The sequence below is a fragment of the Sphingomonas sp. SKA58 genome (genome assembly GCF_000153545.1).
GTDB classification, from domain to species: Bacteria; Pseudomonadota; Alphaproteobacteria; order Sphingomonadales; family Sphingomonadaceae; genus Sphingobium; species Sphingobium soli.
In genome coordinates, this window is sequence record NZ_CH959306.1 from 305,838 (window position 1) to 331,383 (window position 25,546).

Genomic DNA, 25,546 nt, shown 5'->3' on the forward strand with positions numbered 1-25,546 from the left:
GCCCGCCTATCCAACAGGGTCTTGAACATCGGTCCGTTCGTCAGGGGTGCTACCCATGGCGGACGGATTGGTTTAGGGGCCTCGCGCAGAACAAACGAATCCCCTCACCGCCGGTGCGCCGGCAACGGAGAAGCATCATGGCCCGCAGCCATCCGCTCGAACATTATCGTAATTTCGGTATCATGGCGCATATCGACGCCGGCAAGACCACCACGACCGAGCGCATCCTTTACTACACCGGCAAGTCCTACAAGATCGGCGAAGTCCATGACGGCGCTGCGACCATGGACTGGATGGAGCAGGAGCAGGAACGTGGTATCACCATCACGTCGGCTGCGACGACCTGCGTGTGGAAGGCGGCTGAGGGCAAGGGTCCCGAACATCGTCTGAACATCATCGACACCCCCGGCCACGTCGATTTCACCATCGAAGTCGAGCGTTCGCTGCGCGTGCTCGACGGCGCGGTTGCCGCGTTTGACGGCGTTGCAGGCGTGGAGCCGCAGTCGGAAACCGTGTGGCGCCAGGCGGACAAGTATAAAGTGCCGCGCATGTGCTTCATCAACAAGCTCGATCGCACCGGCGCTGACTTCTATTACTGCGTGCAGACGATCATCGATCGCCTGGGCGCGACCCCGGCCGTTCTCTATTTGCCCATCGGCGCGGAGAGCGATTTCAAGGGTCTGGTCGATCTCGTCGAAAACCGCGCGATCATCTGGAAGGATGAAAGCTTGGGCGCGGAATTCTACTATGAAGACATCCCCGCCGACCTCGCCGACAAGGCTGCCGAATATCGCGAAAAGCTGATCGAACTCGCCGTCGAACAGGATGACGAGGCGATGGAAGCCTATCTGGAAGGCAATGAGCCCGACACCGCGACGCTCAAGAAGCTGATCCGCAAGGGCACGCTGGGCCACGCCTTCGTGCCGGTGCTGTGCGGCAGCGCGTTCAAGAACAAGGGCGTTCAGCCCCTGCTCGACGCGGTTGTCGACTATCTGCCTTCGCCGCTCGACATCGAAGACGTCCAGGGCGTCAAGATGGACGGCGAAACGCCCGACAGCCGGCCGACCGCCGACGACGCGCCCTTCTCGGGCCTGGCGTTCAAGATCATGAACGACCCCTTCGTGGGCTCGCTCACCTTCCTGCGCATCTATTCGGGTACGCTCACCAAGGGCACCTATCTGAACTCGGTGAAGGACAAGAAGGAAAAGATCGGCCGCATGCTGCTGATGCATGCCAACAGCCGCGAGGATATCGACACCGCTTACGCCGGCGACATCGTCGCGCTGGCCGGCATGAAGGAAACGACCACGGGTGACACGCTGTGCGCCGAGCGCCAGCCGATCATCCTGGAGCGGATGGAATTCCCCGAGCCGGTCATCGAGCTGTCGGTGGAACCCAAGACCAAGGCCGATCAGGAAAAGATGGGCGTCGCCCTCAACCGCCTGGCCGCCGAGGATCCGTCCTTCCGCGTCTCGACCGACCATGAATCGGGCCAGACCATCATCAAGGGCATGGGCGAACTGCACCTCGAAATCCTCGTCGACCGTATGAAGCGCGAGTTCAAGGTCGAGGCGAATGTCGGCGCGCCGCACGTCGCCTATCGCGAATATCTCAAGAAGCCGGTCGACATCGACTACACCCACAAGAAGCAGTCGGGCGGCACCGGCCAGTTCGGCCGCATCAAGGTGAAGCTGACGCCGGGCGAGCGCGGCGCGGGCATCATCTTCAAGGACGAGATCAAGGGCGGTAATATTCCCAAAGAATATATTCCCGCGATCGAAAAGGGCATGCGCGAAACCGCTGCCACCGGTTCGCTGATCGGCTTCCCGATCATCGATTTCGAAATCCTGCTCTACGACGGCGCCTATCACGACGTCGACTCGTCGGCGCTGGCGTTCGAAATCACCGGCCGCGCAGCGATGCGTGAGGCGGCGCAGAAGTCGGGCATCACCCTGCTTGAGCCGGTCATGAAGGTCGAAGTCGTGACCCCGGAGGAATATCTGGGCGACGTCATTGGCGACATGAACAGCCGTCGTGGTCAGATCCAGGGCACCGACACGCGCGGCAATGCGCAGGTGGTTGAAGCCATGGTGCCGCTGGCCAATATGTTCGGCTATGTGAACTCGCTGCGTTCCTTCACCCAGGGCCGTGCGAACTACTCGATGATCTTCTCGCATTATGACGAAGTGCCGCAGAATGTTGCGGACGAGGTCAAGGCGAAGATGGCCTGAGGGTAAACCCGGGCCGACCCGTGAAAACGGGTCGGTTTGGGGCTGGTAATCTGTAAATTTGCTGCTATGGACGCGCCTTCGCGAGGCGCGGCCGAGCGGTCTGACCAAGCTGATTTGATTAGAAGGTAGGAAAAAATGGCTAAGGCTAAGTTTGAGCGGAACAAGCCGCACTGCAACATCGGCACCATCGGTCACGTTGACCATGGCAAGACCTCGCTGACCGCGGCGATCACCAAGGTGCTGGCCGAAACCGGCGGCGCGACCTTCGTTGATTACGCCAACATCGACAAGGCGCCCGAAGAGCGCGAGCGCGGCATCACCATTTCGACCGCCCACGTCGAATATGAAACCGAAGCGCGTCACTATGCGCACGTCGACTGCCCGGGTCACGCTGACTACGTCAAGAACATGATCACCGGTGCGGCCCAGATGGACGGCGCGATCCTCGTCGTTTCGGCCACCGACGGCCCGATGCCGCAGACCCGCGAGCACATCCTGCTCGCCCGTCAGGTCGGCGTGCCGCAGCTCGTCGTGTTCATGAACAAGGTCGACCTGGTCGACGACGCCGAAATCCTCGAGCTGGTCGAACTGGAAATCCGTGAACTGCTGAGCAGCTACGATTTCGACGGCGACAACATCCCCGTCATCGCCGGCTCGGCTGTCGCCGCGCTTCAGGACAAGACCCCTGAAATCGGCCATGAAGCTGTTCTGAAGCTGATGCAGGCTGTCGACACCTTCATCCCGCAGCCCGAGCGTCCGATCGACAAGGCGTTCCTGATGCCGATCGAAGACGTGTTCTCGATTTCCGGTCGCGGCACCGTGGTCACCGGCCGCGTCGAAACCGGCATCATCAAGGTGGGTGAAGAAGTCGAGATCGTTGGCCTGAAGCCGACCGCCAAGACCACCGTCACCGGCGTGGAAATGTTCCGCAAGCTGCTCGACGAAGGTCGTGCGGGCGACAATATCGGCGCCCTGGTGCGCGGCACGAAGCGTGAGGAAGTTGAGCGCGGTCAGGTTCTGGCCAAGCCCGGCACCATCACCCCGCACACCGAATTCGACGCCGAAGTCTATGTGCTGTCGAAGGAAGAAGGCGGTCGCCACACCCCGTTCTTCGCGAACTATCGTCCGCAGTTCTACTTCCGCACCACCGACGTGACCGGCGAAGTGATCCTGCCCGAAGGCACGGAAATGGTCATGCCCGGCGACAATGTGAAGCTCGGCGTCAAGCTGATCGCCCCGATCGCGATGGATCCGGGTCTGCGCTTCGCCATCCGTGAAGGCGGTCGTACCGTCGGCGCGGGGGTTGTCGGCACGATCTCGAAGTAATATAGGACCGCAGCGGCGCGAATCGTCTGATTCGCGCCGCTCGGAATTTTTGCCGCCCCGGATCGCCTTTCTCCGGCTCCCTTGGAGCTAGAAGGGCAGGGAAGGGGCGGATATTTTTTGTTGGCGCATTTCCGCAAGTCATCGGCTGCTCCGGCTGACTTTCGAAAATGCTCCGGGTTTTTGGCTCTTTCGCATCGGTACAGGAACAATGGACAGCAATATCCGCATTCGCCTCAAGGCGTTCGATCATCGCGTGCTCGATCAGGCGACCGGCGACATCGCCGACACCGCCCGCCGTACTGGCGCCCTCATCCGCGGTCCCATTCCTCTTCCGACGCGCATCGAAAAGTTCACGGTCAACCGTGGCCCGCATATCGACAAGAAGTCGCGCGAGCAGTTCGAAGTCCGCACGTACAAGCGTATGCTTGACATTGTGCAGCCGACGCCGCAGACGGTCGACGCGCTGATGAAGCTGGATCTGGCTGCCGGCGTGAACGTGGAAATCAAGCTGGCCTGACGCCGGCAAGTCCCTGCTCCCCGCCTTCGGGCTTATGGGCGGGCAGGGTATCGGGCACTTTGCCAAGGCAGAGGCTCAAACGACACAAGGGATACCGCACGGCCCCACCGGTGAACCGGTAAGGCGCGTGGTCCTGGTCCCCCGTCGCCTTCCCCGAGAGGGGTTGGCATCCGACCCTGACGGGGTGATCGCTAATTTGGGTTGGGCCGCGAAGGAGTTATCCTGCGCGGTTTTTTCGTTGGATACGCCCGCTGCTAAGGCGGGCCTCTATGGGAGTAATCAGTGATGCGCACAGGCGTGATCGCTAAGAAAGTCGGGATGACCCGTCTGTTCCAGGAGGACGGACGGCACGTACCGGTTACGGTTCTGGCCCTTGAAGGCAACCAGGTCGTGGCGCGCAAGGAAACCGATCGGGATGGCTATATCGCTGTTCAGCTCGGCGCCGGCGTCGCCAAGGTCAAGAATGTGGCCAAGCCGCAGCGCGGCCAGTTCGCTAAGGCCGAGGTTGAGCCCAAGGCTCGTCTGGTCGAATTCCGTGTCGCCGAGGATGCGCTCCTTGATGTCGGCGCCGAAATCGCGGCCGATCATTTCGTTGCCGGCCAGCTGGTCGATGTTGCCGGTCATACCCAGGGTAAGGGTTTTGCCGGTGCGATGAAGCGCTGGGGCTTCGGCGGTATGCGCGCCACCCATGGCGTGTCGATCAGCCACCGCGCCCATGGTTCGACCGGTAACCGCCAGGATCCGGGTCGCGTCTTCAAGAACAAGAAGATGGCCGGTCACATGGGTGATCGCGAGCGGACCCAGCAGAATCTGGAAATCGTGCGCACCGACGTCGAGCGTGGCCTCCTGTTCGTCAAGGGTAGTGTTCCGGGCGCCAAGGGCACCTGGCTGACCGTCAAGGATGCCGTCAAGGTTCCGCGTCACGCCGATGCTCCCTATCCGGCCAGCCTGAAGGCTGCTGCCAACAGCAACAACGCTCCGGCCGAGACGCCCGCTGATGAAGCGGCCGCTCCCGAAGCGACCGAAGGCCAGGAGGGCTAAACCATGAAGGTCAATGTACAGACCCTCGACGCGCAGACTGCCGGCGAGCTGGAGCTGAACGATGCCGTGTTCGGCGTCGAGCCCCGCACCGACATCCTGCACCGCGTCGTAACCTGGCAGCTGGAAAAGCGTCGCGCGCCCGCTCGTGCCACCCGTGAACGTTCGGACGTCGCCCGCACCGGCAAGAAGTTCGGCCGTCAGAAGGGCGGCGGTACGGCCCGTCACGGCGACCGCAAGGCGCCGATCTTCATCGGCGGTGGTAAGGCGCACGGCGCCCGCGCCCGCGACTTTGGTCACGACCTCAACAAGAAGGTCCGTGCCCTGGGTCTCAAGATGGCGCTGTCGGCTAAGGCCAAGGACGGATCGCTGATCGTTCTGGACAGCTTCGACGTGGCGGAAGGCAAGACCAAGACCCTGGTCGCGCATCTCGCCAAGCTGAACCTCAACAAGGCGCTGTTTATCGACGGCGACGCGGTGAATGTCAGCTTCGCGAAGGCTTCGGCGAACATCGTCGGCGTCAACCTGCTGCCGGCCGTTGGCGCCAACGTCTACGACATCCTGAAGGCCGATTCGCTGGTGCTTACCCGCGCCGCGGTCGAAAAGCTGGAGGCCCGTTTCAATGGCTAAGAAAGAAGCCGCGACCGTGGACAATCGTCATTTCGACGTCGTTGTCGCGCCGGTCATCACCGAGAAGTCGACGCTTCTCTCCGAAAACAATGCCGTGGTCTTCCAGGTCGCCAATGACGCGTCCAAGCCGGAGATCAAGGCAGCTGTCGAAGCCCTGTTCGGCGTGACCGTGAAGGCGGTCAACACGCTGGTCCAGAAGGGCAAGGTCAAGCGCTGGAAGGGCAAGCCCTACAAGCGCAATGACGTGAAGAAGGCGATCGTGACGCTGGCCGAAGGTCAGTCCATCGACGTCACCACCGGAATCTGAGGCGGGATAGATGGCACTCAAGCACTATAATCCGACCAGTCCCGCACAGCGCGGCCTGATCCTCGTCGACAAGTCGAGCCTGCACAAGGGTAAGCCCGTCAAGGCGCTGACCGAAGGCAAGCGCAAGACCGGTGGCCGTAACAACAAGGGCCATGTGACTTCGCGCGGTATCGCCGGCGGTCACAAGCAGCGCTATCGTATCATCGACTTCAAGCGTCGCCTGTGGGACGTGGAAGGCACGGTCGAGCGTCTGGAATATGACCCCAACCGCACCGCCTTCATCGCGCTGGTCAACTATGCCGACGGCACCCAGGCCTATGTCCTGGCGCCGCAGCGTCTTGCCCCCGGTGACAAGATCATCGCCGGCAAGAAGACCGACGTGAAGCCGGGCAACGCGATGGAACTGGGCCAGATGCCGGTCGGCACCATCATCCACAATATCGAGATGAAGCCGGGCAAGGGCGGTCAGCTCTGCCGTTCGGCGGGCACTTATGCCCAGCTCGTCGGCCGCGATCGCGGCATGGTGATGGTCCGCCTGTCGTCGGGCGAGCAGCGCTACATTCGTTCGGACTGCATGGGCACCATCGGCGCCGTGTCGAACCCGGACAATGCCAACACCAATCTCGCCAAGGCCGGTCGTAACCGCTGGCTGGGCAAGCGTCCGTTGACGCGCGGTGTTGCGAAGAACCCGGTCGATCACCCGCATGGTGGTGGTGAAGGCCGGACCTCGGGCGGTCGTCATCCGGTGACGCCATGGGGCAAGCCGACCAAGGGTGCGCGCACCCGCCACAACAAGGCGACGGACAAGTTCATCATCCGTAGCCGCCACGCGAAGAAGAAGAGGTAAGCGAGATGGCTCGTTCCGTCTGGAAAGGTCCGTTCGTGGACCTCAGCCTTCTGAAGAAGGCGGAAGCCGCGCAGGACGCGGGTGGCCGTGCGCCGATCAAGACCTGGTCGCGCCGTTCCACCATCCTGCCGCAGTTCGTCGGCCTGACGTTCAACGTCTATAATGGCCGCAAGCATGTTCCGGTCTCCGTGAACGAGGATATGGTGGGTCACAAGCTGGGCGAATTCGCCCCGACCCGCTTCTTCCCCGGCCACGCCGCCGACAAGAAGGGCAAGCGCTGATGAGCAAGGAAAAGGCTCCCCGTCGCGTCGCCGACAATGAAGCGCTCGCCGTTGGCACGCAGATCCGTGGTTCGGCCCAGAAGCTGAACCTGGTCGCCACGCTGATCCGCGGCCGCAAGGTCGAGGACGCGCTCAACATCCTCGCTTTCTCGAAGAAGGCGATGGCGGTCGACGTGCGCAAGGTGCTGGCTTCGGCCATCGCCAACGCGGAAAACAACCACAATCTGGACGTCGACGCACTGGTCGTAGCGGAAGCATCGGTGGGCAAGAGCTTCACCATGAAGCGCTTCCACGCGCGCGGCCGCGGCAAGTCCACCCGGATCCTCAAGCCCTTCAGCCGCGTGCGCATTGTCGTGCGTGAAGCTGGCGAAGAAGCGGAGGCGTAAGCACATGGGTCACAAGAGCAACCCGATCGGTCTGCGTCTGCAGATCAACCGTACCTGGGACAGCCGCTGGTTCGCGGAAGGCCAGGACTATGGCCGTCTCCTGCTGGAAGATCTCAAGATCCGCCAGTATATCATGAAGACGCTGCCCCAGGCCGCGATTTCAAAGGTCGTGATCGAGCGCCCGGCCAAGCTGTGCCGCGTGTCGATCTATGCCGCCCGTCCGGGTGTCATCATCGGCAAGAAGGGCGCGGACATTGAAAAGCTGCGCAAGAAGCTGGGCAACCTGACTTCATCCGACGTGTCGCTGAACATCGTCGAGATCCGCAAGCCGGAAGTTGATTCCAAGCTCGTGGCGCAGGGCATCGCCGACCAGCTGGAGCGCCGTGTGGCGTTCCGGCGTGCGATGAAGCGCGCGGTGCAGTCAGCCCTGCGTCTGGGCGCTGAAGGCATCAAGATCACCTGCGGCGGCCGTCTGGGCGGCGCGGAGATCGCGCGCGTCGAATGGTATCGCGAAGGCCGCGTTCCGCTGCACACGCTTCGCGCGAATGTCGACTATGCCGAAGCCACGGCGCACACCGCCTATGGCGTGTGCGGCATCAAGGTCTGGATCTTCAAGGGCGAAATCCTTGGGCATGATCCGATGGCCACCGACCGGCTGATGCTGGAGGCTCAGACCTCCGGCGTGCGCCCGGCGCGCTGAAGATAAGAAGGTAATAGCGTCATGCTGCAACCGAAGAAAATGAAGTTCCGCAAGACCTTCAAGGGTCGGATCAAGGGCGACGCCAAGGGCGGTTCGGCTTTGAATTTCGGCGCCTATGGTCTTAAGGCCCTGGAACCCGAGCGCGTCACCGCTCGCCAGATCGAGGCGGCCCGCCGCGCGATCCAGCGTCACCTTCGCCGTCAGGGCCGTCTGTGGATCCGAGTGTTCCCCGACGTGCCCGTGTCGAAGAAGCCTGCCGAAGTCCGTCAGGGTAAGGGCAAGGGTTCGGTCGAATATTGGGCGGCGCGCGTCAAGCCCGGCCGCATCCTGTTCGAACTGGACGGCGTGCCCGGTCCGCTCGCAGCAGAGGCCTTCTCGCGCGCCGCGATGAAGCTGCCCATCAAGACGAAGGTCGTTGCCCGCCTCGGCGACACCTCGCACCTGGAGGGTTAAGCCGTGGCAAATGTCGCAGACCTCAAGACCAAGACGGACGACGAACTGTCGACCGAACTCAACAACCTGAAGCGCGAGCAGTTCAACCTGCGCTTTCAGGCCGCTACCAACCAGCTGGAAAAGCCCAGCCGGGTGCGTGAAGTGCGCCGGACCATCGCGCAGATCAAGACGCTGCAGGGCGAACGCGCCCGCGTGGCGAAGTAAGAAGGAAATCACACGATGCCCAAGCGCGTGCTGACGGGAACGGTGGTTTCCGACAAGACCGACAAGACGGTGGTGGTTCGGGTGGAGCGCAAGGTAAAGCATGCGCTCTACGGCAAGATCATCCGCCTGTCGAAAAAATATCATGCCCATGACGAGGGCAATGTCTACAAGGAAGGCGAGACGGTCCGCATCGAGGAAACCGCCCCGATTTCCAAGCTCAAGACCTGGAAGGTCATCGAGCGGGTGGACACCCACAAGTCGCCCGAAACGGCGGCCTGAGGATTAGTTGCCGGCCCATAAGGGCTAGAAAGTTCGAACGCGGGGCTGGCCTTTTCCTTTCGAAAGGGTTACAGGCCCGCGCTTCGTGCATTCGAATCTGCCGGGTCGAACACGAAATTCGGAACCGCCGGGAATTGTCCCGGTAGGCCAAATAAGAAGGAACCGGATCCATGATCCAGATGCAATCCAATCTTGACGTCGCTGACAACAGCGGCGCCAAGCGCGTCCAGTGCATCAAGGTGCTGGGCGGGTCGAAGCGGCGCTTCGCTGGCGTGGGCGACATCATCGTCGTCTCGATCAAGGAAGCCCAGCCGCGCGGCAAGGTGAAGAAGGGTGACGTGCATCGCGCCGTCATCGTGCGGACCGCCAAGGACGTGCGTCGCGCTGACGGCAGCGTGATTCGCTTCGACGGCAATGCCGCTGTGCTCATCAACAAGAACGAGGAGCCGATCGGCACCCGTATCTTTGGCCCGGTCGTTCGCGAACTGCGCGCCAAGAAGCACATGAAGATCATCAGCCTTGCGCCCGAGGTGCTGTAATGAGCGCTGCTAAGATCAAGAAGGGCGACAAGGTCGTCGTCCTGGCTGGCAAGGACAAGGGCCGGACCGGCGCCGTCCTTCAGGTGATGCCCAAGGAAGACCGCGTGCTGGTCGAAGGCATCAACGTGCATGCGCGTCACCGCAAGCCCGATCAGGCCAACCCCCAGGGTGGCATCGATCGCAAGCCTGCGCCGCTGCACATTTCCAACGTCGCTGTCGCCGACAAGGATGGTAAGCCGACCCGCGTCCGTTTCGAGGATCGCGACGGCAAGAAGGTCCGCGTCGCCGTCAAGTCCGGTGAGGTGCTGTAATGGCCGACAAATATATTCCGCGCTCCAAGGCGCTCTATGACGCCGAAATCGCCAAGGCGATGACCGAGAAGTTCGGTTACAAGAACGTCATGGAAGTCCCCCGCATCGAGAAGATCACGCTCAACATGGGCGTGGGCGAAGCGACGCAGGACAAGAAGAAGGTCACGTCGGCCGCCGAGGAAATGGAGCTGATCGCCGGCCAGAAGCCGGTCATCACCAAGGCTCGCAAGTCGATCGCCCAGTTCAAGCTGCGCGAAGGCATGCCGATCGGTGCCAAGGTCACGCTGCGCCGCGAGCGCATGTATGAGTTCCTGGATCGCCTGGTGAACATTGCGCTGCCCCGCGTGCGCGACTTCCGTGGTCTCAATCCCAAGAGCTTCGATGGTCGTGGCAACTATGCCTTTGGCATCAAGGAGCAGATCATCTTCCCGGAGATCAACTATGACCGCATCGACAAGGTGCGCGGCATGGACATCATCGTGACCACCACGGCGAAGACGGACGATGAAGCGCGCGAATTGCTGCGCCTCTTCGGCTTCCCCTTCCCGCTCGAAGAGAAGCAGGCGGCCTGATTGCAGGTCCCGCTTCTCTCCCAACGCTTAAGCTAAGGAAGAGAACTTAAGTCATGGCGAAACTGAGTTCGATCAACAAGAACGAGCGCCGCAAGAAGCTGGTGAAGAAATATGCCGGCCGCTATGCGAAGCTCAAGGCGATCGCGAATGATACCGCGGCCGACGACAGCGATCGTCTGATCGCGCGTCTGAAGATGGCGGAGATCCCCCGCAACGGCAACCCGACCCGTATTCGGAACCGCTGTGAGCTGACGGGGCGTCCCCGCGCTTATTACCGCAAATTCCGTCTCTGCCGCGTGCAGCTGCGTGATCTGGCCAACAAGGGCCTGATCCCCGGCGTCACCAAGTCGAGCTGGTAAGGATCATTTGAGATGGCATTGACCGATCCCCTGGGTGATATGCTCACCCGCATCCGCAACGGGCAGCAGGCGAAGAAGGACAGCGTGATGTCCCCCGCTAGCAAGCTGCGCGCCCGCGTGCTCGACGTGCTGCAGCGTGAAGGCTATATCCGCGGCTACTCCGAGGAAGCGCTCGGCAAGCATGCCGGCCTGCGCATCGAGCTGAAATATTTCGAGGGCCAGCCGGCGATCAAGCATGTCGCCCGCGTGTCCAAGCCTGGCCGCCGCGTCTATTCAGGTTCCAAGGAACTGCCGATCGTGCGCAACGGCCTAGGCATCACGATTGTCTCGACGCCTCGCGGCGTTCTGTCCGACGCTGAAGCGCGTGAGCAGAATGTCGGCGGCGAAGTGCTGGCGGAGGTGTTCTGATGAGCCGCACTGGCAAAAAGCCGGTCACCGTACCTTCGGGCGTGACCGCGTCCATCGCTGATGGTCAGCTGTCGGTGAAGGGGCCCAAGGGCACCCTCGCCATTCCGCTGGCTGATGAAGTGACCTACAACGTCGAGGACGGCAAGATCGCCGTGCAGCCTGCCAATGACAGCAAGCGCGCTCGCGCTTTCTGGGGCATGCAGCGCACGCTGATCGCCAACCTGATCACCGGCGTTACCGAAGGCTACACCAAGAAGCTGCTGATCACCGGCGTCGGCTATCGTGCGAATGCCCAGGGCAAGACCCTGAAGCTGCAGCTCGGCTACAGCCATGACGTCGATTTCGCGGTGCCCGAGGGCATCGAGATCAAGACCCCGGATAACACCACGGTCGAGATCAGCGGCATCGATAAGCAGCAGGTTGGCCAGGTGGCCGCCGAAATCCGTCGTTGGCGCAAGCCCGAACCCTATAAGGGCAAGGGCATCAAGTATGACGGCGAGTTCATCTTCCGCAAGGAAGGGAAGAAGAAGTAAGATGGCAAAGCTTTCCCTCTTCGATCGGCGTCGTCGCCGCGTTCGTACCGGGCTCAAGGCGCGTTCGGGTGACAAGCCTCGTCTGAGCATCCATCGCTCGGGCCGTCACATCTACGCCCAGGTCATTGATGACGCCGCCGGCAAGACCGTCGCCGCCGCTTCGACTCTGGACAAGGATGTGCGCGCCAAGACTGGCGCCACCGCCGAAGCCGCTGCCGATGTCGGCAAGCGCGTCGCCGCTGCGGCGACCGCCGCTGGCGTCACCAAGGTCGTGTTCGACCGTGGCGGCTTCCTGTTCCATGGCCGCGTCAAGGCGCTGGCCGATGCCGCCCGCGAAGGCGGGCTGGAGTTCTGATCATGGCTGACGAAAACCAAATCCAGGCCCAGCCTGGCGCACCTGCCGCCGTCGAAGGCGGCGAGCAGCCCCAGACCGAAAATCGCGGCCCCGGCCGTGGTCGTGGCAACCGCGGGGGCGGAGATCGCAACCGTGGTGATCGTGGCGGCCGTGGTCGTCGCGATGATCGTCGCGGCAACCGTGACGAGGATCAGGGCGAAGAACTGATCGAGAAGCTGGTGCACATCAACCGCGTGTCCAAGACGGTGAAGGGTGGTAAGCGCTTCGGCTTTGCCGCTCTGGTGGTCGTCGGTGACGGCAAGGGTCGCGCCGGTTTCGGTCATGGCAAGGCGCGCGAAGTGCCCGAAGCCATCAGCAAGGCGACCGCTGCCGCGAAAAAGGCGATGGTCCGCGTGCCGTTGAAGGAAGGCCGCACCCTCCATCATGATGGTCTGGGCCATTTTGGCGCGGGCAAGGTGACGGTGCGTTCGGCCCCGGCCGGTACGGGCATCATCGCGGGCGGTCCGATGCGCGCCGTGTTCGAAAGCCTTGGCGTTGCTGACGTCGTGACCAAGTCGAACGGCACGTCGAACCCCTATAACATGATCCGTGCGACCTTCGCGGCGCTGGGCGAGCAGACCAGCCCCAAGTCGGTGGCGCAGCGTCGTGGCAAGAAGGTCGCCGACCTTCTGCGTCGCGGTGGTGCCTCGGCGGACGTCGCGCAGGCCGACGCCGAAGCGATTGCGGAGTAACAGGACATGGCAACCATCAAGATCAAGCAGATCGGTTCGCCGATCCGCCGCCCCGAGAGCCAGAAGAAGATTCTGATCGGCCTGGGCCTTGGCAAGATGCACCGCGTGGTGGAGCTGGAAGACACGGCGGAAGTCCGCGGTGCGATCAAGAAGCTGCCCCATATGGTGGAAGTGGTCGAAGGCTAAGGCCTTCCATCCATGAAGATTGAAGCGGGAGAGGGGGCGACCCCTCTTTCGTTTTTTTAGCGGAAGCGCTATGGGGCGCTTCCTTCAGAGGGTCCCGCAGGGACCAGCGCGATAAAAGCGAAAGCGAGTGCGAACATGAAACTCAACGAACTCAACGACAATGCCGGTGCCCGCAAGGGGCGTATGCGTGTGGGCCGCGGTATCGGCTCGGGCAAGGGCAAGACCGCCGGGCGGGGCCAGAAGGGTGCCAAGGCACGTTCGGGCGTCAGCATCAATGGCTTCGAAGGCGGCCAGATGCCGCTGCACATGCGTTTGCCGAAGCGCGGCTTCAACAATATCTTCGCCAAGGATTACGCGATCGTGAACCTGGGTGAAGTGCAGAAGGCGATCGACGCTGGCAAGCTGGACGCTGCCGCGACGCTCGATCATGCCGCGTTCAAGGCAGCGAACCTGGCCCGCGGCGGCAAGGATGGCGTTCGCCTGCTGGGCAAGGGTGAACTGACCGCGAAGGTCAGCTTCCTGGTTGCCGGTGCGTCGAAGGGTGCTGTCGAAGCCGTCGAAAAGGCGGGTGGCAAGGTCGAAGTGATCGAAGTCGTCCCGGCCGCGGAAAAGGCCAAGGCCAAGAAGGGCAGCGCCCTGGCGGCCAAGAAGGCCGCAACCAAGGCCTGAACTGACCAACGAGTCTTGCAAGCAGGACCCCGCTGCCCGATATGGGTCGGCGGGGTCATGTGTTTCGGGGTTTCCGAACGCTTCTCCTCTCCCTGTTCGTTTCGAGCGCAGTCGAGAAACGCAAGGCTGACTGCTCCGTGTCTCGACTTCGCTCGACATGAACGGAGTTGGGTGCTTAAGGGGTTAGCGATTCCGGTCGGGCGTCTGTCCGGCCCAAGAGTGATTTTGAAGGGCAGCCACCATGGCATCGAGAGCCGACCAGCTCGCATCCAATCTCAGCCTCGCGAAATTCAGCCAGGCGACCGATCTCAAGAAGCGCCTGTGGTTTACGCTTGGCGCGCTGATTGTGTTCCGTTTCTTAAGCTTCGTGCCGCTGCCGGGGGTCGATCCGACCGCGCTGTCGACGCTGTATGCGCAGACCAATGGCGGCATCCTCGACATCTTCAACACCTTCTCGGGTGGTTCGTTGTCGCGCATGAGCCTCATCGCGCTCGGCGTCATGCCCTATATCACCGCGTCGATCGTGGTGCAGCTGGCCGCCTCCCTCTCGCCGCAACTCGCGGCGATCAAGAAGGAAGGTGAAAGCGGGCGCAAGAAGCTTAACCAATATACCCGCTATGGCACGGTCGGCCTGACCGCGGTGCAGGGCTATTTCATCGCCGCTGGCCTTGAAAGCTTCGGCGCGCAGTCGGGCGTCCAGGCGGTGGTCGATCCCGGCCTGCTGTTCCGCCTCACCGCGGTCGTGTCGCTGATCGGCGGCACCATGTTCCTGATGTGGCTGGGCGAGCAGATCACCTCGCGCGGCATTGGCAATGGCGTGTCGCTCATCATCATGGCCGGTATCGTCGCCCAGTTGCCGGTGACGCTGAGCAACCTGTTCAAATCGGGTCGCGAAGGCTCCATTTCGGGCCTGCTGATCATGCTGGTCATCGTCATGGCGCTCGGCCTCATCCTGCTCATTTGTTATATGGAGCGGGCGCAGCGCCGGGTGTTGATTCAGTATCCCAAGCGCCAGACGCGCCAGGGCCTGATGCAGGCGGACCGCAGCCATCTGCCCTTGAAGGTCAACACCGCCGGCGTCATTCCGCCGATCTTCGCCAGCTCGCTGCTGCTGATGCCGCTGACCATTTCCCAATTTGCGGGCCAGACGGTCGCGGGCGAAAGCCGGCTCGGCGATTTCGTGCTGACGTTGAACCAGTATCTGTCGCACGGCAGCCCGGTCTACATGGCGCTTTACGGGCTCGGCATCGTCTTCTTCTGCTTCTTCTACACCGCCGTGGTGTTCAATCCGGAAGAAACGGCCGATAATCTCAAGCGCAATGGCGGCTTCATCCCCGGCATCCGTCCGGGCAAGAATACCGAACATTATCTCGATTATGTGCTGACGCGCATCACCGTCATCGGCGCGGCCTATCTGGCCTTCATCTGCCTTGTGCCGGAATTCGCGATCGCGCGTGCGGGCATCCCCTTCTACCTTGGTGGCACTAGCCTTCTGATCGTAGTCAATGTTACGGTCGATACGGTGACCCAGATTCAGAGCCATCTGCTGGCGCATCAATATGGGGATCTGATCAAGAAGGCGAAGCTCAAGGGGCGGTTGCGCTGAGGGGCGCGCCGACACTCTGACACAGCGCAACGAACAGGGGAGTATGCGCGCAATGAACATCATTCTGCTTGGCCCTCCAGGTGCGGGCAAAGGCACGCAGGCGGCGCGCCTCGTCGACAATCTCGGCATGGTGCAGCTATCGACGGGCGATATGCTGCGCGCAGCGGTGAAGGCGGGGACGCCGATCGGCCTCAAGGCCAAGGCCGTGATGGAAGCGGGCGAACTGGTGTCGGACGAGATTGTGTCGGGCATCATCGGCGAGGCGCTGGACGCCCTCTCGCCCGAAACCGGCGTCATCTTCGACGGCTATCCCCGCACCGAAGCGCAGGCGCATGCGCTCGACACCATTCTGTCGGACCGCGATCGAACGCTCGACCATGTCATCGAGCTTGAGGTGAATGAAGACGCACTGGTGGATCGCATCACCGGCCGTTTTACCTGCGCCACCTGCGGTGCGGGCTATCATGACCGTTTCAAGCAGCCCAAGGTCGATGGCGAATGCGACAAGTGCCACGGCCACGAATTCAAGCGCCGTCCTGACGACAATGAGGAAACGGTGCGCACGCGCATGGCCGAATATCGCGCCAAGACGGCGCCCATCCTGCCTGTCTATGAAGCGCGCGGCATTGTGTCCCGCGTGGACGGCATGGCGGACATGGATGACGTGACCAAGGCGATCGCCGCCATTCTGGATGGCAAGGCGCTCTAAGGCGCCGTTCCTCTGACAGGGCGGGATAGCCGCTCATGGCACCTGACCAAGAGCCGGCGCTGCATGGGGCAGCGCCGGCTCTTTGCGCATCGGGAACCCGCGCGGATGATCATGATCACGTTGAGCGCTCCACCTTGGTCAGATTGTATCAAAGCGGGAAGGGCCGCGCTGCAAATCGGCCGCTTATCATGTCTGGTTAACCATCTTCGTGGCGGACTTGTTGCTGCTTGATTGCTATAGAGGCGCATGGATCGCCCGAAGCTCAACCATGGTCGCCTGACCGAACTGGACGCCTTGCGCGGGATCGGGGCGCTGTGCGTGCTGATCTTCCATTATTCGACGCGCTTCCATGAGCTTTTTCCGCAAGCGGCGCATGTCCCGTTCAGCTTCCCCGGCGGTAATTATCGCGTGCTGCTGTTCTTCACCATTTCGGGCTTTGCGATCTTCTTCACCCTCGATCGAATTGGCACGGTCGCCGACTTCATGGTCAACCGGTTCGCACGGCTTTATCCCGCCTATCTCGTGGCGATGCTGCTGACGCTGGCGGTTGAATATCTGGCCCATGCGACACAATTGCTGATCGGCCCCGTCGCCATCCTCGCCAATTTCACCATGCTCCAGGGTTTCGCCTTCCTGCCGGAGGTTGATGGCGCCTATTGGACGCTGACGGTGGAGATCGCTTTCTATTTCTGCATGATCAGCATCTGGAAATTCGCCGGCACGCGTCGTCTGGAGCCTCTGCTGGCGGGATGGCTGCTGTTGCGTTGGCTTTACTGGGCCTGGCCCGACATGCCTGAACGCGTCATCATGCTGCTTGTGCTACGCTACACGCCCTTCTTCGTGATCGGCATGCTCGCCTATCGCTGCTGGCGGGGGGAGCGCAGCCTCAAGCAGCAGGTGCCCTATGCCGTTCTGGCGTTGCTATCCATCGCGACGATCGAGACATGGGATGTGACTTTGGTCGGCGTCGTGCTGCTTGCGGCCTTCACCGCCCTCATCAACGGGCGGCTTCGCTTCCTGCGCATGAAGCCACTGATCTGGCTCGGCGGGATCAGCTATTCCTTCTACCTCATCCATCAGCATGTCGGCTTCGTCATCATGCTGGAAATGGCGAAAGCCGGCTACAGCCCCTGGATCGGCTTTGCTGCCGCCTTCACCGTGGCGCTGCTGCTCGGCACCGCGATCAATCGCTTGGTTGAACGGCCGGCAGGCGAAGCCATCCTTGCCTGGTGGAAGCGCCGCCGCACCGCCCGCATGCTCATACCCGGCGTGACGCCCAGCCAGACATGACAAGGGCGCGGCCATCGCTGGCCGCGCCCTTTTGCTTCGTTTGCTGCCAACCCTTATTGCGCGACGGGCGCTGCCGCCGCTGCATTGTCGGGCAAGCCGCCCAGTTGCGTCACCAGCTTGGTATAGGCGTCGAGGTAGGCCAGCACGATGACCTGGCCGATCTCCGTATTCTGATAGCCCGCACCGCCGGCCGCCGCGAAGCCGCCCCACCAACCGCCGCCTGCGCCGCCGCCAAAGCCGACATCGGTCTTGCGCGCATAGCCTTCGGTCAGCGCTTCTTCCTCTGTCGTGCGCGCGTTCACGATCGACAGGGTGACATTGGCTTCCTTCTTCTTGATGTTGAGCCCGCCCAGGATCGCGCCGCCAAAGCCGCCCATCAGGCCGCCCAGCGCGCCGCCGATGCCGCCGCCGCCGGAATTGCGGTTGGACGACACGATGTCGGGCTCCAGATAATAGTCCGCCGCCTTCACCTGGCCCTTGCCCAGATTCGATCCGGCCTGCAATTCGCCGGCGTCCGCCATGGCGCGTTCCATCGCACGGCTCTGCATTGACCGGCCGCGGTTGACCATGCGGAAACAGCCGGACTGCTGGACGAACACCTTCAGGATGGCCTCTGGACTGCCCAGATTAAGTTCGCGCCACCACTGATTGTCCGGTTCGACGATCGCGACCGTTCCCAGCATCTTCGTGCAGTGCGGGATTTCGCGGGTTGCGCGCTCCTGCGAGCGCCGGCCGGACGACGCGCCCTTGGTCGTGCCGTCCTTGTAGGTTTTGCCCGAAGAACTCATGTTGGTCTGCGCGATGGTCGTCGCTGGCGCGGCGGTCAGAACCGCCGTGGCGGCCAGCGCGGATAGGATTTTCGACATTGCCCCAATTTTCCCCTTGATGCGGTGAAGTTCAGCCGTTTTTTCTTATGGCGCGACCCGGCAAAGGAGCGCTTCCCTTAGCATAGAGTGACCCACTTGCCTACAGATGGCGCACCGCGCGTCAGCCGTGCTGACAGGGCGGAGAATCGCTGCTATCGGGCGCCGATGACTGACCTGTCCCAGATCCGTAACTTCTCGATCATCGCGCATATCGACCATGGCAAATCGACCCTGGCCGATCGCCTGATTCAGCGCACCGGCGGCCTGACCGACCGCGAAATGAGCGCGCAGGTGCTCGACAATATGGATATCGAAAAGGAACGCGGCATCACGATCAAGGCGCAGACCGTGCGCCTCGATTATGTCGCGAAGGACGGGCAAACCTACGCGCTCAACCTCATGGACACGCCAGGCCATGTTGACTTCGCCTATGAAGTCTCGCGCAGCCTGGCCGCCTGCGAAGGCGCGCTGCTGGTGGTCGACGCCGCCCAGGGGGTGGAGGCGCAAACGCTGGCCAACGTCTATCAGTCGATCGAGCATGATCACGAAATCGTGCCCGTCATCAACAAGATCGACCTGCCGGCCGCCGAACCGGAAAAGGTGAAGGCGGAAATCGAGGAGGTGATCGGCCTCGATGCGTCCGAAGCGGTGCTGGCCAGCGCCAAGTCCGGGATCGGCATCGACGACATATTGGAAGCGATCGTCACCAAGATCCCCGCGCCCAAGGGGGACCGGGATGCGCCCTTGGAAGCGATGCTGGTCGACAGCTGGTATGACCCCTATCTCGGCGTCGTCATTCTGGTGCGCGTCATGAATGGCGTCATCAAGAAGGGCCAGAATATCAAGTTCATGATCGGCGGCACCGAACATCTGATCGACCGGGTGGGCTGTTTCCGGCCCAAGATCGAGCAGCTGGCTGAGTTGGGACCGGGCGAAATCGGCTTCATCACCGCGCAGATCAAGGACATCAGCCAGACGCGCGTGGGCGACACCATCACCACGGTCAAGAACCCGGCAACCAAACCGTTGCCGGGATTCAAGGAAGTCCAGTCCGTCGTCTTCTGCGGCCTCTTCCCGGTCGATGCCAACGACTTTGAAAAGCTGCGCGATTCTATCGGCAAGCTGCGCCTTAACGACGCCAGCTTCTCGTTCGAAATGGAAACCTCTGCAGCGCTGGGCTTCGGTTTTCGGTGCGGGTTTCTGGGCCTTTTGCATCTGGAAATTATCCAGGAGCGGCTGACCCGCGAATATGATCTCGACCTCATCACCACCGCGCCATCGGTCGTCTATGACATGCATATGAAGGACGGGACGGTGCGCCATCTGCACAATCCCGCCGACATGCCCGATCCCAACCATATCGAGATGATCGAGGAGCCCTGGATCGAGGCAGTGATCTACTGCCCCGACGAATATCTGGGCAGCATCCTGAAGCTCTGTCAGGACCGGCGCGGCATCCAGAAGAACCTCACCTATGTCGGCGGGCGTGCCCAGGTAACCTATGAATTGCCGCTCAACGAAGTCGTGTTCGATTTCTACGATCGGCTGAAATCGATCAGCCGCGGCTATGCCAGCTTCGATTATCACCAGATCGGCACGCGCGAGGGCGACCTCGTCAAGATGAGCATCCTCGTCAATAATGAGCCGGTCGATGCGCTCTCCATGATCGTCCACCGCTCGGCCGCCGAAGCGCGCGGCCGCCATATGTGCGAACGGTTGAAGGACCTCATCCCCCGCCACCTGTTCAAAATCCCGATCCAGGCGGCGATCGGCGGCAAGGTGATCGCGCGCGAAACCATCGCGGCGATGCGTAAGGACGTCACCGCCAAATGCTATGGCGGCGACATCAGCCGCAAGAAAAAGCTGCTCGACAAGCAGAAGGAAGGCAAGAAGCGGATGCGCGAATATGGCAGCGTGCAGATTCCGCAGGAAGCCTTCATTGCCGCGCTGCGGATGGGCGACGAAAGCTGACCGCGACGGGCGATCCCTACTCGGCTCTGGCCGATCAGGTCGCCCGTATCGAACGCGCCGCCGCCTTCCTTGCCAATGGCATGTCGACAGGCAGCAGCCCCGACGCCTGCGGCCGCCGCCGTGACGCCATGCCCGCCCGGCTCATCGGCAATGGCCTGCGCGAACTGGACCTGTTCCTGACCGACCTCATTGTCGAGGCCGACCGCCTAGACCGGCTGGGCGTGGCCGCCGGCGTGGACCCTGGCGTCCATCCGCAGCGCCGGATCTTCAGCGCCGCCGAAGCGTGGCGGCGCTTCGCCCCGCGGCTCGGCCTGCCTGTAGAAGTGCGGGAACGCCTGCGGCAGATGCGCGCGGCGCAGAATCGCCATTGTTTCGGCGCATGGCGCGACGCGGGCAGCGGCCCGGCGCTCCAGCGCGCCTGCGCCGATTACGCGCGGCTTGCCGGTGATGTGCTGGCGGCGGCGCGGAGCAAGGCGGGGTAGGGGCATTTCGGCAAACGCGACAGCGGGTGCATGGCTGTCGCGTTTATCGGAAGCCCGGCGCAAAGCCGTGCACCTGTCGCAGTCGATGTCGCGTGCCGGGTCAGCCCGCCTTCGGACAATCGCCCACGCGCCGCGCGGTCAGGTCGTGCGTGGTGCGCAGCACCGGCTTTCCGCCCTCCGTCTTGGTCATCGTCGTGCCCAGCGTCATGCTGTCGTTGGTATAATTGCCCTCCACCACCAGTTCCGACACGCCCGCGCCGGCCTTGCAGCTAAGCGTCGCGATCAGCCGTCCCTTGCGCACCAGCTTGTCCTTGTAGACGCAATCCTGCCCCTCGGGTCCGGCCAGTGCATCGGCGTCCGGCGCATTATCGGCGTCGAAGGCAATGCACAGTTTCTCCTCGCCAATCTGCTTCAACGCCTCCTGATATTGGGCGGGCGTCACGGTCGGCGTATTATAGCCGGTGGTCTTGCGGGTCAGTTCCCATTCCCCGGCCTGCATGACGATGGGCGGCTCTTCGGCCTGCGGCGCGGGCGTCGGATCACTGCCGCACGCGGCGAGGGCCAGCATCGGGGCGGCCATCGCGCCCAGCATCACAAATCGCATATCCTCTCTTCCCAACCGTTATCGATCCATGGCGCAAGGCTCTACTGCCCGGCCGCAAAGTGCAAGACCAAAGCACATCGGGGCCTGTCATCGCCGTCGTGGGGCGCCGCGCGTGGGCACATGGAAATCGGCCGGCTTTCCCTCGATCCAGCGTAGGAAGGTGGCGATCGCCGGGGCTGCGCGTAGGTCGGCGGGGCCGGCAAAGTCGCGCGCCAGCTGCGCGTTGGTAAAGGTTGCATGGATGGTGCGATGACAAAGGGGATGCACCGCCACCGTCTCCCGCCCGCCCCGGCTCTTGGGCACAGGATGATGCCACTCGATCCGCGCGCCCAATGGCCGGCCGCAGAGCCAGCAGGGCAAATCCCTATTCACCCTCGCCAATATCATCATCGTCGACAAGCGCCTTGACCAGATAGCCGCGCTGAAGCCGACCCAGACGGTTGAGCGGAAGAGAATATAATTCGGTGAGGAAACGGAAATCCCAGTCCGTCAGGCTGTCGGACCCGTATTCAGCCTGGAAGAGGTTGATGATCGATCGAACAGAAGACGGCGAATTTCGGCGGATTTCGGCGAGGCCAACGAACGCGGCGTAATCCGCTGCGGCGTTCAACGTGATGCCCTCGGCCCTGTTCACGTCGATGATGACGGTGGCAGCACTTATGAGCCGGATCGCCTGACTGCGGATGAGGCTCGGCGCATAGGAGCCACCCGTTGGCACGCCATCGGGCAATATGGATGCCCCTGCCTCGCCATTGCCCCCGGTGATGGGAGAGGGGGTCGATGACAGGGCGTCGCCGTCGCCCGATCCATAGGCAATCGTATACCACCAGCGAATAGGCGCATCGCCTTCGAGCAATTCGCGGCGTTCTGGACCTTGGATATCCGTCATGCTGCCGGGCTGCCGTTCATTGACAAGGGCGGCGAGCTCTTGTCCGTCGCTTACGAATGCGACCAAAAGGTTGGTTTCGCATTTCCGCGCCGCGATTGGAGCGCCGACCCTCTGGACCGTCGACGTCATGCGCGCCGCAACAATGTCCGCGATATCGGCCGAAACACCTTTGATCTTGAGGCAAATGCCCGACGACCACCGCGCGGCCGGCCTGTCTCCCTGGACGACGCCCAGGCGCCGGACAAAGTCGGTCGCCCGTGCGCGCGCTTCCTCTTTCGTCAGTCGCTGACCGTTCACCACGATCGTGTCCGGTTCGGCAGCGTTCGCAAGCCCGCAACAGATGCTCAGGCTAAGTGACAGTAAAAGGATCAGCCGGACGATCACTTATTCTCTTCACATTTCGGGCCGATCCACTTACCCTCCGAACGCGCTGTCATTGCCATGGTCTGGCCTTCGGGGCCGCCCTCCATCTTCATGTCCATGTCCATCGCATAGCTGTCGGGCGCGTAGCTGCCCGACATGGCGGCGTTCATGGTGCCGCCCTCCGCCTTGCAGGAGACGCGGCCCTTCACCTTGCCGTTCGTGGCAGAAAAATCGGCGAAGCGGCAATTCTTGTCTTCCTGCCCCGAAAACATTTCCGCACCGGGATTGGCGGCCTCTTCGGGGGTCACGCAATAGGTGAGGGATGTCTGGCTCATCATCCGCTTCATCTGCTCTTCCATCGTTGCCGGCGCACCGGGCATGCCGGACAGGTCGATGTCCTGGATGGTAAAGCGCCCCTGCCACTGGCCGGGTTTCAACTGCACCTTGTCCACGGCTTCTTTCACCTGCGTCTTGCTCATGGCGTCGGTCGCGGCAATGTCACCGGCCTTTTCGCCTGGCTGGTCCCCGCACGCCGCTAGCGTCATGGTCAAGCCCAGCATCGTCAAAAACGCTCCGCGCATCGTCCGATCTCCCTGTTGCACCCCTTATGTTCCGGTACCATATCAAGGCGCGATGACAATTCAAATCCGCACCGACCTGTCCGAGCCGGAAACCGGCCAGAGCTTCGTCCCGCATCGTCCGGCGCGCCCGGAAAAGAGCGAGGGCGGGCGGCCGTTCACGCTGGTAAGCGACTATGAACCCTCCGGCGACCAGCCCACCGCGATCGCCGAACTGGTGGCGGCGGCCAGGCAAGGCGAAAAGGACCAGGTGCTGCTCGGCGTCACTGGCTCGGGCAAGACCTTCACCATGGCCAAGACGATCGAGGCGTTGCAGCGCCCCGCGCTCATCCTTGCGCCCAACAAGATTTTGGCGGCCCAGCTCTATGGCGAGTTCAAGAGCTTCTTTCCCGACAATGCAGTCGAATATTTCGTCAGCTATTATGATTATTACCAGCCCGAAGCCTATGTGCCGCGGTCCGACACCTATATCGAGAAGGAGTCGAGCGTAAACGAGAGCATCGACCGGATGCGCCATTCGGCCACCCGCGCGCTGCTGGAACGCGACGACGTCATCATCGTGGCGTCGGTGTCGTGCCTTTATGGCATCGGATCGGTCGAAACCTATTCGGCCATGACCTTTTCGATGAAGAAAGGCGGGGTGGAGGATCAGCGCGAAATCATCCGTAAACTCGTCGCGCTTCAGTATAAGCGTAACGATGCAGGCTTTGCCCGCGGCAATTTCCGCGTGAAGGGCGACAATCTGGAAGTCTTCCCCTCGCACTATGAGGACACGGCCTGGCGCGTCAGCTTCTTCGGCAACGAGATTGAGGATATCGTCGAATTCGATCCGCTCACTGGTAAGAAGATCGCCAGCCTCGATTATGTGAAAGTGTTCCCCAACAGTCACCATGTCACCCCCGGCCCGACGCTGAAGCAGGCCATGGAAGCGATCCGGTTCGAATTGGCCGAGCGGCTGAAGGAATTGGTCGCCGAGGGCAAGCTGCTGGAAGCGCAGCGGCTCGAGCAGCGCACCAATTTTGATTTGGAGATGATTGCGGCGACAGGAAGCTGCGCGGGGATCGAGAATTATTCCCGCTTCTTGACTGGCCGCCTGCCCGGCGAACCGCCGCCGACTTTGTTCGAATATCTGCCTGAAAATGCCGTGCTGTTCGTGGACGAAAGCCACCAGACCGTGCCGCAGATCGGCGCGATGGCGCGGGGCGATCACCGGCGCAAGATCACGCTCGCCGAATATGGCTTTCGCCTGCCTAGCTGCATCGACAACCGCCCGCTGCGCTTCAACGAATGGGACGCGATGCGGCCACAGACGGTCAGCGTGTCCGCCACCCCCGGCACATGGGAGATGGAGCAGACCGGCGGCGTGTTTTCCGAACAGGTGATCCGCCCCACCGGCCTCATCGACCCGCCGGTCGAGATCAAGCCGGTCGAGGATCAGGTCGATGACCTCATCAACGAATGCCGCAAGGTCGCGGCGCAGGGCTATCGCACGCTCGTGACTACTCTCACCAAGCGGATGGCCGAGGACTTGACCGAGTTCATGCATGAAGCCGGGATCAAGGTCCGCTACATGCACAGCGACGTCGAGACGCTGGAGCGCATTGAACTGATCCGCGATCTGAGGCTGGGCGTCTACGACGTTCTCATCGGCATCAACCTGCTGCGCGAGGGGCTGGACATCCCTGAATGTGGGCTGGTCGCGATCCTCGACGCGGACAAGGAGGGTTTCCTGCGCTCCGAAACCTCGCTCATTCAGACGATTGGCCGCGCGGCGCGCAATGTGGAGGGCCGCGTGATCCTCTATGCCGACCGCATCACCGGGTCGATGGAACGCGCGCTCAACGAAACGTCGCGACGGCGCGAGAAGCAGCAAGCCTATAATCTGGAGCATGGCATCACGCCGACCACGATCAAGCGGCAGATCGGGGACATCATCGCCCATGTGGCATCCAAGGATCAGGTCACGGTCGACACTGGGCTGGACGATCGCCCGCATATGGTCGGCCACAATCTGCGCGCCTATATCGAGGACCTGGAAAAGAAGATGCGCGCCGCCGCCGCCGATCTGGAGTTCGAGGAAGCCGGCCGCATTCGCGACGAAATCCGCAAGCTGGAAGCGGAGGAACTTGGCCTGCCCGCAGACGAGCAGGTTGCCGCCCCACGTGGCCGCGCGACGGAGGGCAAACCGGGGACGCGGAAGCTGCGATATGGGAAGACACAGCGGAAATTCGGGCGCTAGGGCTACCGGACCAATCCAAGAGTTTCCGCCCAGGGATAGCGAAGTCGATTCAAATCGATGTCACGAGTTGGCAAAAGTTGGATCGAA

35 protein-coding genes are annotated in these 25,546 nt (G+C 62.2%); 30 read left to right on the forward strand and 5 right to left on the reverse strand.

Annotated features, from left to right (window positions below):
- Nucleotides 1–137 precede the first annotated feature (137 nt).
- The 26 genes from fusA (at nt 138) to SKA58_RS01940 (ending at nt 17,467) form a co-directional block, all read left to right on the forward strand.
- Nucleotides 138–2,231, forward strand: a complete 2,094-nt coding sequence (fusA, locus tag SKA58_RS01810; RefSeq protein ID WP_009820630.1) for an elongation factor G — start codon at nt 138–140, stop codon at nt 2,229–2,231.
- A gap of 135 nt (nt 2,232–2,366) precedes the next feature.
- Entirely contained in the window at nt 2,367–3,557 is a 1,191-nt protein-coding gene (gene tuf / locus SKA58_RS01815; protein ID WP_009820631.1) for an elongation factor Tu, read from the forward strand.
- 208 nt (nt 3,558–3,765) lie between these two features.
- Nucleotides 3,766–4,074, forward strand: coding sequence for a 30S ribosomal protein S10 (gene rpsJ / locus SKA58_RS01820; protein WP_007686587.1), 309 nt, complete (start codon nt 3,766–3,768; stop codon nt 4,072–4,074).
- Nucleotides 4,075–4,359: 285 nt separating this feature from the next.
- Entirely contained in the window at nt 4,360–5,115 is a 756-nt protein-coding gene (rplC, locus tag SKA58_RS01830) for a 50S ribosomal protein L3 (protein WP_037542012.1), read from the forward strand.
- A gap of 3 nt (nt 5,116–5,118) precedes the next feature.
- Nucleotides 5,119–5,742, forward strand: coding sequence for a 50S ribosomal protein L4 (gene rplD, locus SKA58_RS01835; protein ID WP_009820633.1), 624 nt, complete (start codon nt 5,119–5,121; stop codon nt 5,740–5,742).
- Nucleotides 5,735–6,049 (forward strand): 50S ribosomal protein L23, encoded by a 315-nt coding sequence (locus SKA58_RS01840; protein WP_004208721.1) that lies wholly within the window; start codon nt 5,735–5,737, stop codon nt 6,047–6,049. Before rplD ends, SKA58_RS01840 begins: the two co-directional genes overlap by 8 nt.
- A gap of 10 nt (nt 6,050–6,059) precedes the next feature.
- Nucleotides 6,060–6,896, forward strand: coding sequence for a 50S ribosomal protein L2 (rplB, locus tag SKA58_RS01845; RefSeq protein WP_009820634.1), 837 nt, complete (start codon nt 6,060–6,062; stop codon nt 6,894–6,896).
- 5 nt (nt 6,897–6,901) lie between these two features.
- The gene (gene rpsS / locus SKA58_RS01850) at nt 6,902–7,177 is read left to right on the forward strand and encodes a 30S ribosomal protein S19 (protein WP_009820635.1); all 276 of its coding nucleotides are present in this window, start codon (nt 6,902–6,904) and stop codon (nt 7,175–7,177) included.
- Nucleotides 7,177–7,563 carry a 50S ribosomal protein L22 gene (gene rplV, locus SKA58_RS01855; RefSeq protein WP_009820636.1) on the forward strand — a complete coding sequence of 129 codons (387 nt, stop codon included), beginning with the start codon at nt 7,177–7,179 and terminating at the stop codon, nt 7,561–7,563. Before rpsS ends, rplV begins: the two co-directional genes overlap by 1 nt.
- Nucleotides 7,564–7,567: 4 nt before the next feature.
- Nucleotides 7,568–8,263: a 30S ribosomal protein S3 gene (gene rpsC, locus SKA58_RS01860; RefSeq protein WP_009820637.1), complete on the forward strand. Its 696-nt coding sequence runs from the start codon at nt 7,568–7,570 to the stop codon at nt 8,261–8,263.
- Nucleotides 8,264–8,284: 21 nt separating this feature from the next.
- Nucleotides 8,285–8,716 (forward strand): 50S ribosomal protein L16, encoded by a 432-nt coding sequence (gene rplP, locus SKA58_RS01865; RefSeq protein WP_007686573.1) that lies wholly within the window; start codon nt 8,285–8,287, stop codon nt 8,714–8,716.
- A 3-nt stretch (nt 8,717–8,719) separates the two neighbouring features.
- The gene (gene rpmC / locus SKA58_RS01870; RefSeq protein ID WP_009820638.1) at nt 8,720–8,920 is read left to right on the forward strand and encodes a 50S ribosomal protein L29; all 201 of its coding nucleotides are present in this window, start codon (nt 8,720–8,722) and stop codon (nt 8,918–8,920) included.
- A gap of 15 nt (nt 8,921–8,935) precedes the next feature.
- Nucleotides 8,936–9,199, forward strand: a complete 264-nt coding sequence (rpsQ, locus tag SKA58_RS01875) for a 30S ribosomal protein S17 (protein ID WP_009820639.1) — start codon at nt 8,936–8,938, stop codon at nt 9,197–9,199.
- A gap of 170 nt (nt 9,200–9,369) precedes the next feature.
- Nucleotides 9,370–9,738: a 50S ribosomal protein L14 gene (gene rplN / locus SKA58_RS01880; RefSeq protein ID WP_009820640.1), complete on the forward strand. Its 369-nt coding sequence runs from the start codon at nt 9,370–9,372 to the stop codon at nt 9,736–9,738.
- Nucleotides 9,738–10,049, forward strand: a complete 312-nt coding sequence (rplX, locus tag SKA58_RS01885; RefSeq protein WP_009820641.1) for a 50S ribosomal protein L24 — start codon at nt 9,738–9,740, stop codon at nt 10,047–10,049. The genes rplN and rplX overlap by 1 nt, the downstream gene beginning before the upstream one ends.
- Nucleotides 10,049–10,621 (forward strand): 50S ribosomal protein L5, encoded by a 573-nt coding sequence (gene rplE / locus SKA58_RS01890; RefSeq protein ID WP_009820642.1) that lies wholly within the window; start codon nt 10,049–10,051, stop codon nt 10,619–10,621. The genes rplX and rplE overlap by 1 nt, the downstream gene beginning before the upstream one ends.
- 53 nt (nt 10,622–10,674) lie before the next feature.
- Nucleotides 10,675–10,980, forward strand: coding sequence for a 30S ribosomal protein S14 (rpsN, locus tag SKA58_RS01895; RefSeq protein WP_009820643.1), 306 nt, complete (start codon nt 10,675–10,677; stop codon nt 10,978–10,980).
- 12 nt (nt 10,981–10,992) lie between these two features.
- Nucleotides 10,993–11,388, forward strand: coding sequence for a 30S ribosomal protein S8 (gene rpsH / locus SKA58_RS01900; RefSeq protein ID WP_009820644.1), 396 nt, complete (start codon nt 10,993–10,995; stop codon nt 11,386–11,388).
- On the forward strand, nt 11,388–11,921 hold the full coding sequence (rplF, locus tag SKA58_RS01905) for a 50S ribosomal protein L6 (protein WP_009820645.1): 534 nt from the start codon (nt 11,388–11,390) through the stop codon (nt 11,919–11,921). The genes rpsH and rplF overlap by 1 nt, the downstream gene beginning before the upstream one ends.
- A gap of 1 nt (nt 11,922) precedes the next feature.
- Nucleotides 11,923–12,276 carry a 50S ribosomal protein L18 gene (gene rplR / locus SKA58_RS01910; RefSeq protein WP_009820646.1) on the forward strand — a complete coding sequence of 118 codons (354 nt, stop codon included), beginning with the start codon at nt 11,923–11,925 and terminating at the stop codon, nt 12,274–12,276.
- A gap of 2 nt (nt 12,277–12,278) precedes the next feature.
- The gene (gene rpsE / locus SKA58_RS01915; protein ID WP_009820647.1) at nt 12,279–13,007 is read left to right on the forward strand and encodes a 30S ribosomal protein S5; all 729 of its coding nucleotides are present in this window, start codon (nt 12,279–12,281) and stop codon (nt 13,005–13,007) included.
- A gap of 6 nt (nt 13,008–13,013) precedes the next feature.
- Entirely contained in the window at nt 13,014–13,193 is a 180-nt protein-coding gene (gene rpmD, locus SKA58_RS01920) for a 50S ribosomal protein L30 (protein ID WP_009820648.1), read from the forward strand.
- Nucleotides 13,194–13,328: 135 nt separating this feature from the next.
- Nucleotides 13,329–13,862: a 50S ribosomal protein L15 gene (rplO, locus tag SKA58_RS01925; protein ID WP_009820649.1), complete on the forward strand. Its 534-nt coding sequence runs from the start codon at nt 13,329–13,331 to the stop codon at nt 13,860–13,862.
- A 241-nt stretch (nt 13,863–14,103) separates the two neighbouring features.
- The gene (gene secY / locus SKA58_RS01930) at nt 14,104–15,468 is read left to right on the forward strand and encodes a preprotein translocase subunit SecY (RefSeq protein WP_009820650.1); all 1,365 of its coding nucleotides are present in this window, start codon (nt 14,104–14,106) and stop codon (nt 15,466–15,468) included.
- Nucleotides 15,469–15,520: 52 nt separating this feature from the next.
- Nucleotides 15,521–16,177, forward strand: a complete 657-nt coding sequence (locus SKA58_RS01935; protein WP_009820651.1) for an adenylate kinase — start codon at nt 15,521–15,523, stop codon at nt 16,175–16,177.
- Between the two features lie 246 nt (nt 16,178–16,423).
- On the forward strand, nt 16,424–17,467 hold the full coding sequence (locus SKA58_RS01940) for an acyltransferase family protein (protein ID WP_009820652.1): 1,044 nt from the start codon (nt 16,424–16,426) through the stop codon (nt 17,465–17,467).
- Between the two features lie 53 nt (nt 17,468–17,520).
- Here SKA58_RS01940 and SKA58_RS01945 read toward each other — a convergent pair whose 3' ends face one another.
- Nucleotides 17,521–18,255, reverse strand: coding sequence for a CsgG/HfaB family protein (locus SKA58_RS01945; RefSeq protein WP_050763001.1), 735 nt, complete (start codon nt 18,253–18,255; stop codon nt 17,521–17,523).
- 243 nt (nt 18,256–18,498) lie between these two features.
- Here SKA58_RS01945 and lepA point away from each other — a divergent pair, with 243 nt between their 5' ends.
- Both lepA and SKA58_RS01955 read left to right on the forward strand, forming a co-directional pair.
- Nucleotides 18,499–20,304 (forward strand): translation elongation factor 4, encoded by a 1,806-nt coding sequence (gene lepA, locus SKA58_RS01950; RefSeq protein ID WP_009820654.1) that lies wholly within the window; start codon nt 18,499–18,501, stop codon nt 20,302–20,304.
- A gap of 80 nt (nt 20,305–20,384) precedes the next feature.
- On the forward strand, nt 20,385–20,786 hold the full coding sequence (locus tag SKA58_RS01955; RefSeq protein WP_009820655.1) for a hypothetical protein: 402 nt from the start codon (nt 20,385–20,387) through the stop codon (nt 20,784–20,786).
- A gap of 100 nt (nt 20,787–20,886) precedes the next feature.
- On the opposite strand, the gene SKA58_RS01960 is transcribed toward SKA58_RS01955, so the two are convergent.
- From SKA58_RS01960 to SKA58_RS20185, 3 genes are all read right to left on the reverse strand, one after another.
- Nucleotides 20,887–21,390, reverse strand: coding sequence for a DUF3617 domain-containing protein (locus SKA58_RS01960; protein WP_009820656.1), 504 nt, complete (start codon nt 21,388–21,390; stop codon nt 20,887–20,889).
- A gap of 87 nt (nt 21,391–21,477) precedes the next feature.
- Nucleotides 21,478–21,780: an HNH endonuclease gene (locus SKA58_RS01965; protein WP_050762989.1), complete on the reverse strand. Its 303-nt coding sequence runs from the start codon at nt 21,778–21,780 to the stop codon at nt 21,478–21,480.
- Nucleotides 21,755–22,279, reverse strand: coding sequence for a hypothetical protein (locus tag SKA58_RS20185; RefSeq protein ID WP_228221609.1), 525 nt, complete (start codon nt 22,277–22,279; stop codon nt 21,755–21,757). The genes SKA58_RS01965 and SKA58_RS20185 overlap by 26 nt, the downstream gene beginning before the upstream one ends.
- Here SKA58_RS20185 and SKA58_RS20190 point away from each other — a divergent pair.
- Entirely contained in the window at nt 22,265–22,636 is a 372-nt protein-coding gene (locus SKA58_RS20190) for a hypothetical protein (protein ID WP_232209348.1), read from the forward strand. The genes SKA58_RS20185 and SKA58_RS20190 overlap by 15 nt on opposite strands.
- Before the next feature lie 23 nt (nt 22,637–22,659).
- Here the strand turns inward: SKA58_RS20190 and SKA58_RS01975 are convergent, their stop codons facing one another.
- Nucleotides 22,660–23,223 (reverse strand): DUF3617 domain-containing protein, encoded by a 564-nt coding sequence (locus SKA58_RS01975; protein ID WP_037542013.1) that lies wholly within the window; start codon nt 23,221–23,223, stop codon nt 22,660–22,662.
- A gap of 52 nt (nt 23,224–23,275) precedes the next feature.
- Between SKA58_RS01975 and uvrB the strand changes: the two genes are divergently transcribed.
- Nucleotides 23,276–25,459 carry an excinuclease ABC subunit UvrB gene (gene uvrB, locus SKA58_RS01980; protein WP_037542014.1) on the forward strand — a complete coding sequence of 728 codons (2,184 nt, stop codon included), beginning with the start codon at nt 23,276–23,278 and terminating at the stop codon, nt 25,457–25,459.
- The last annotated feature ends 87 nt before the right edge of the window (nt 25,460–25,546 follow it).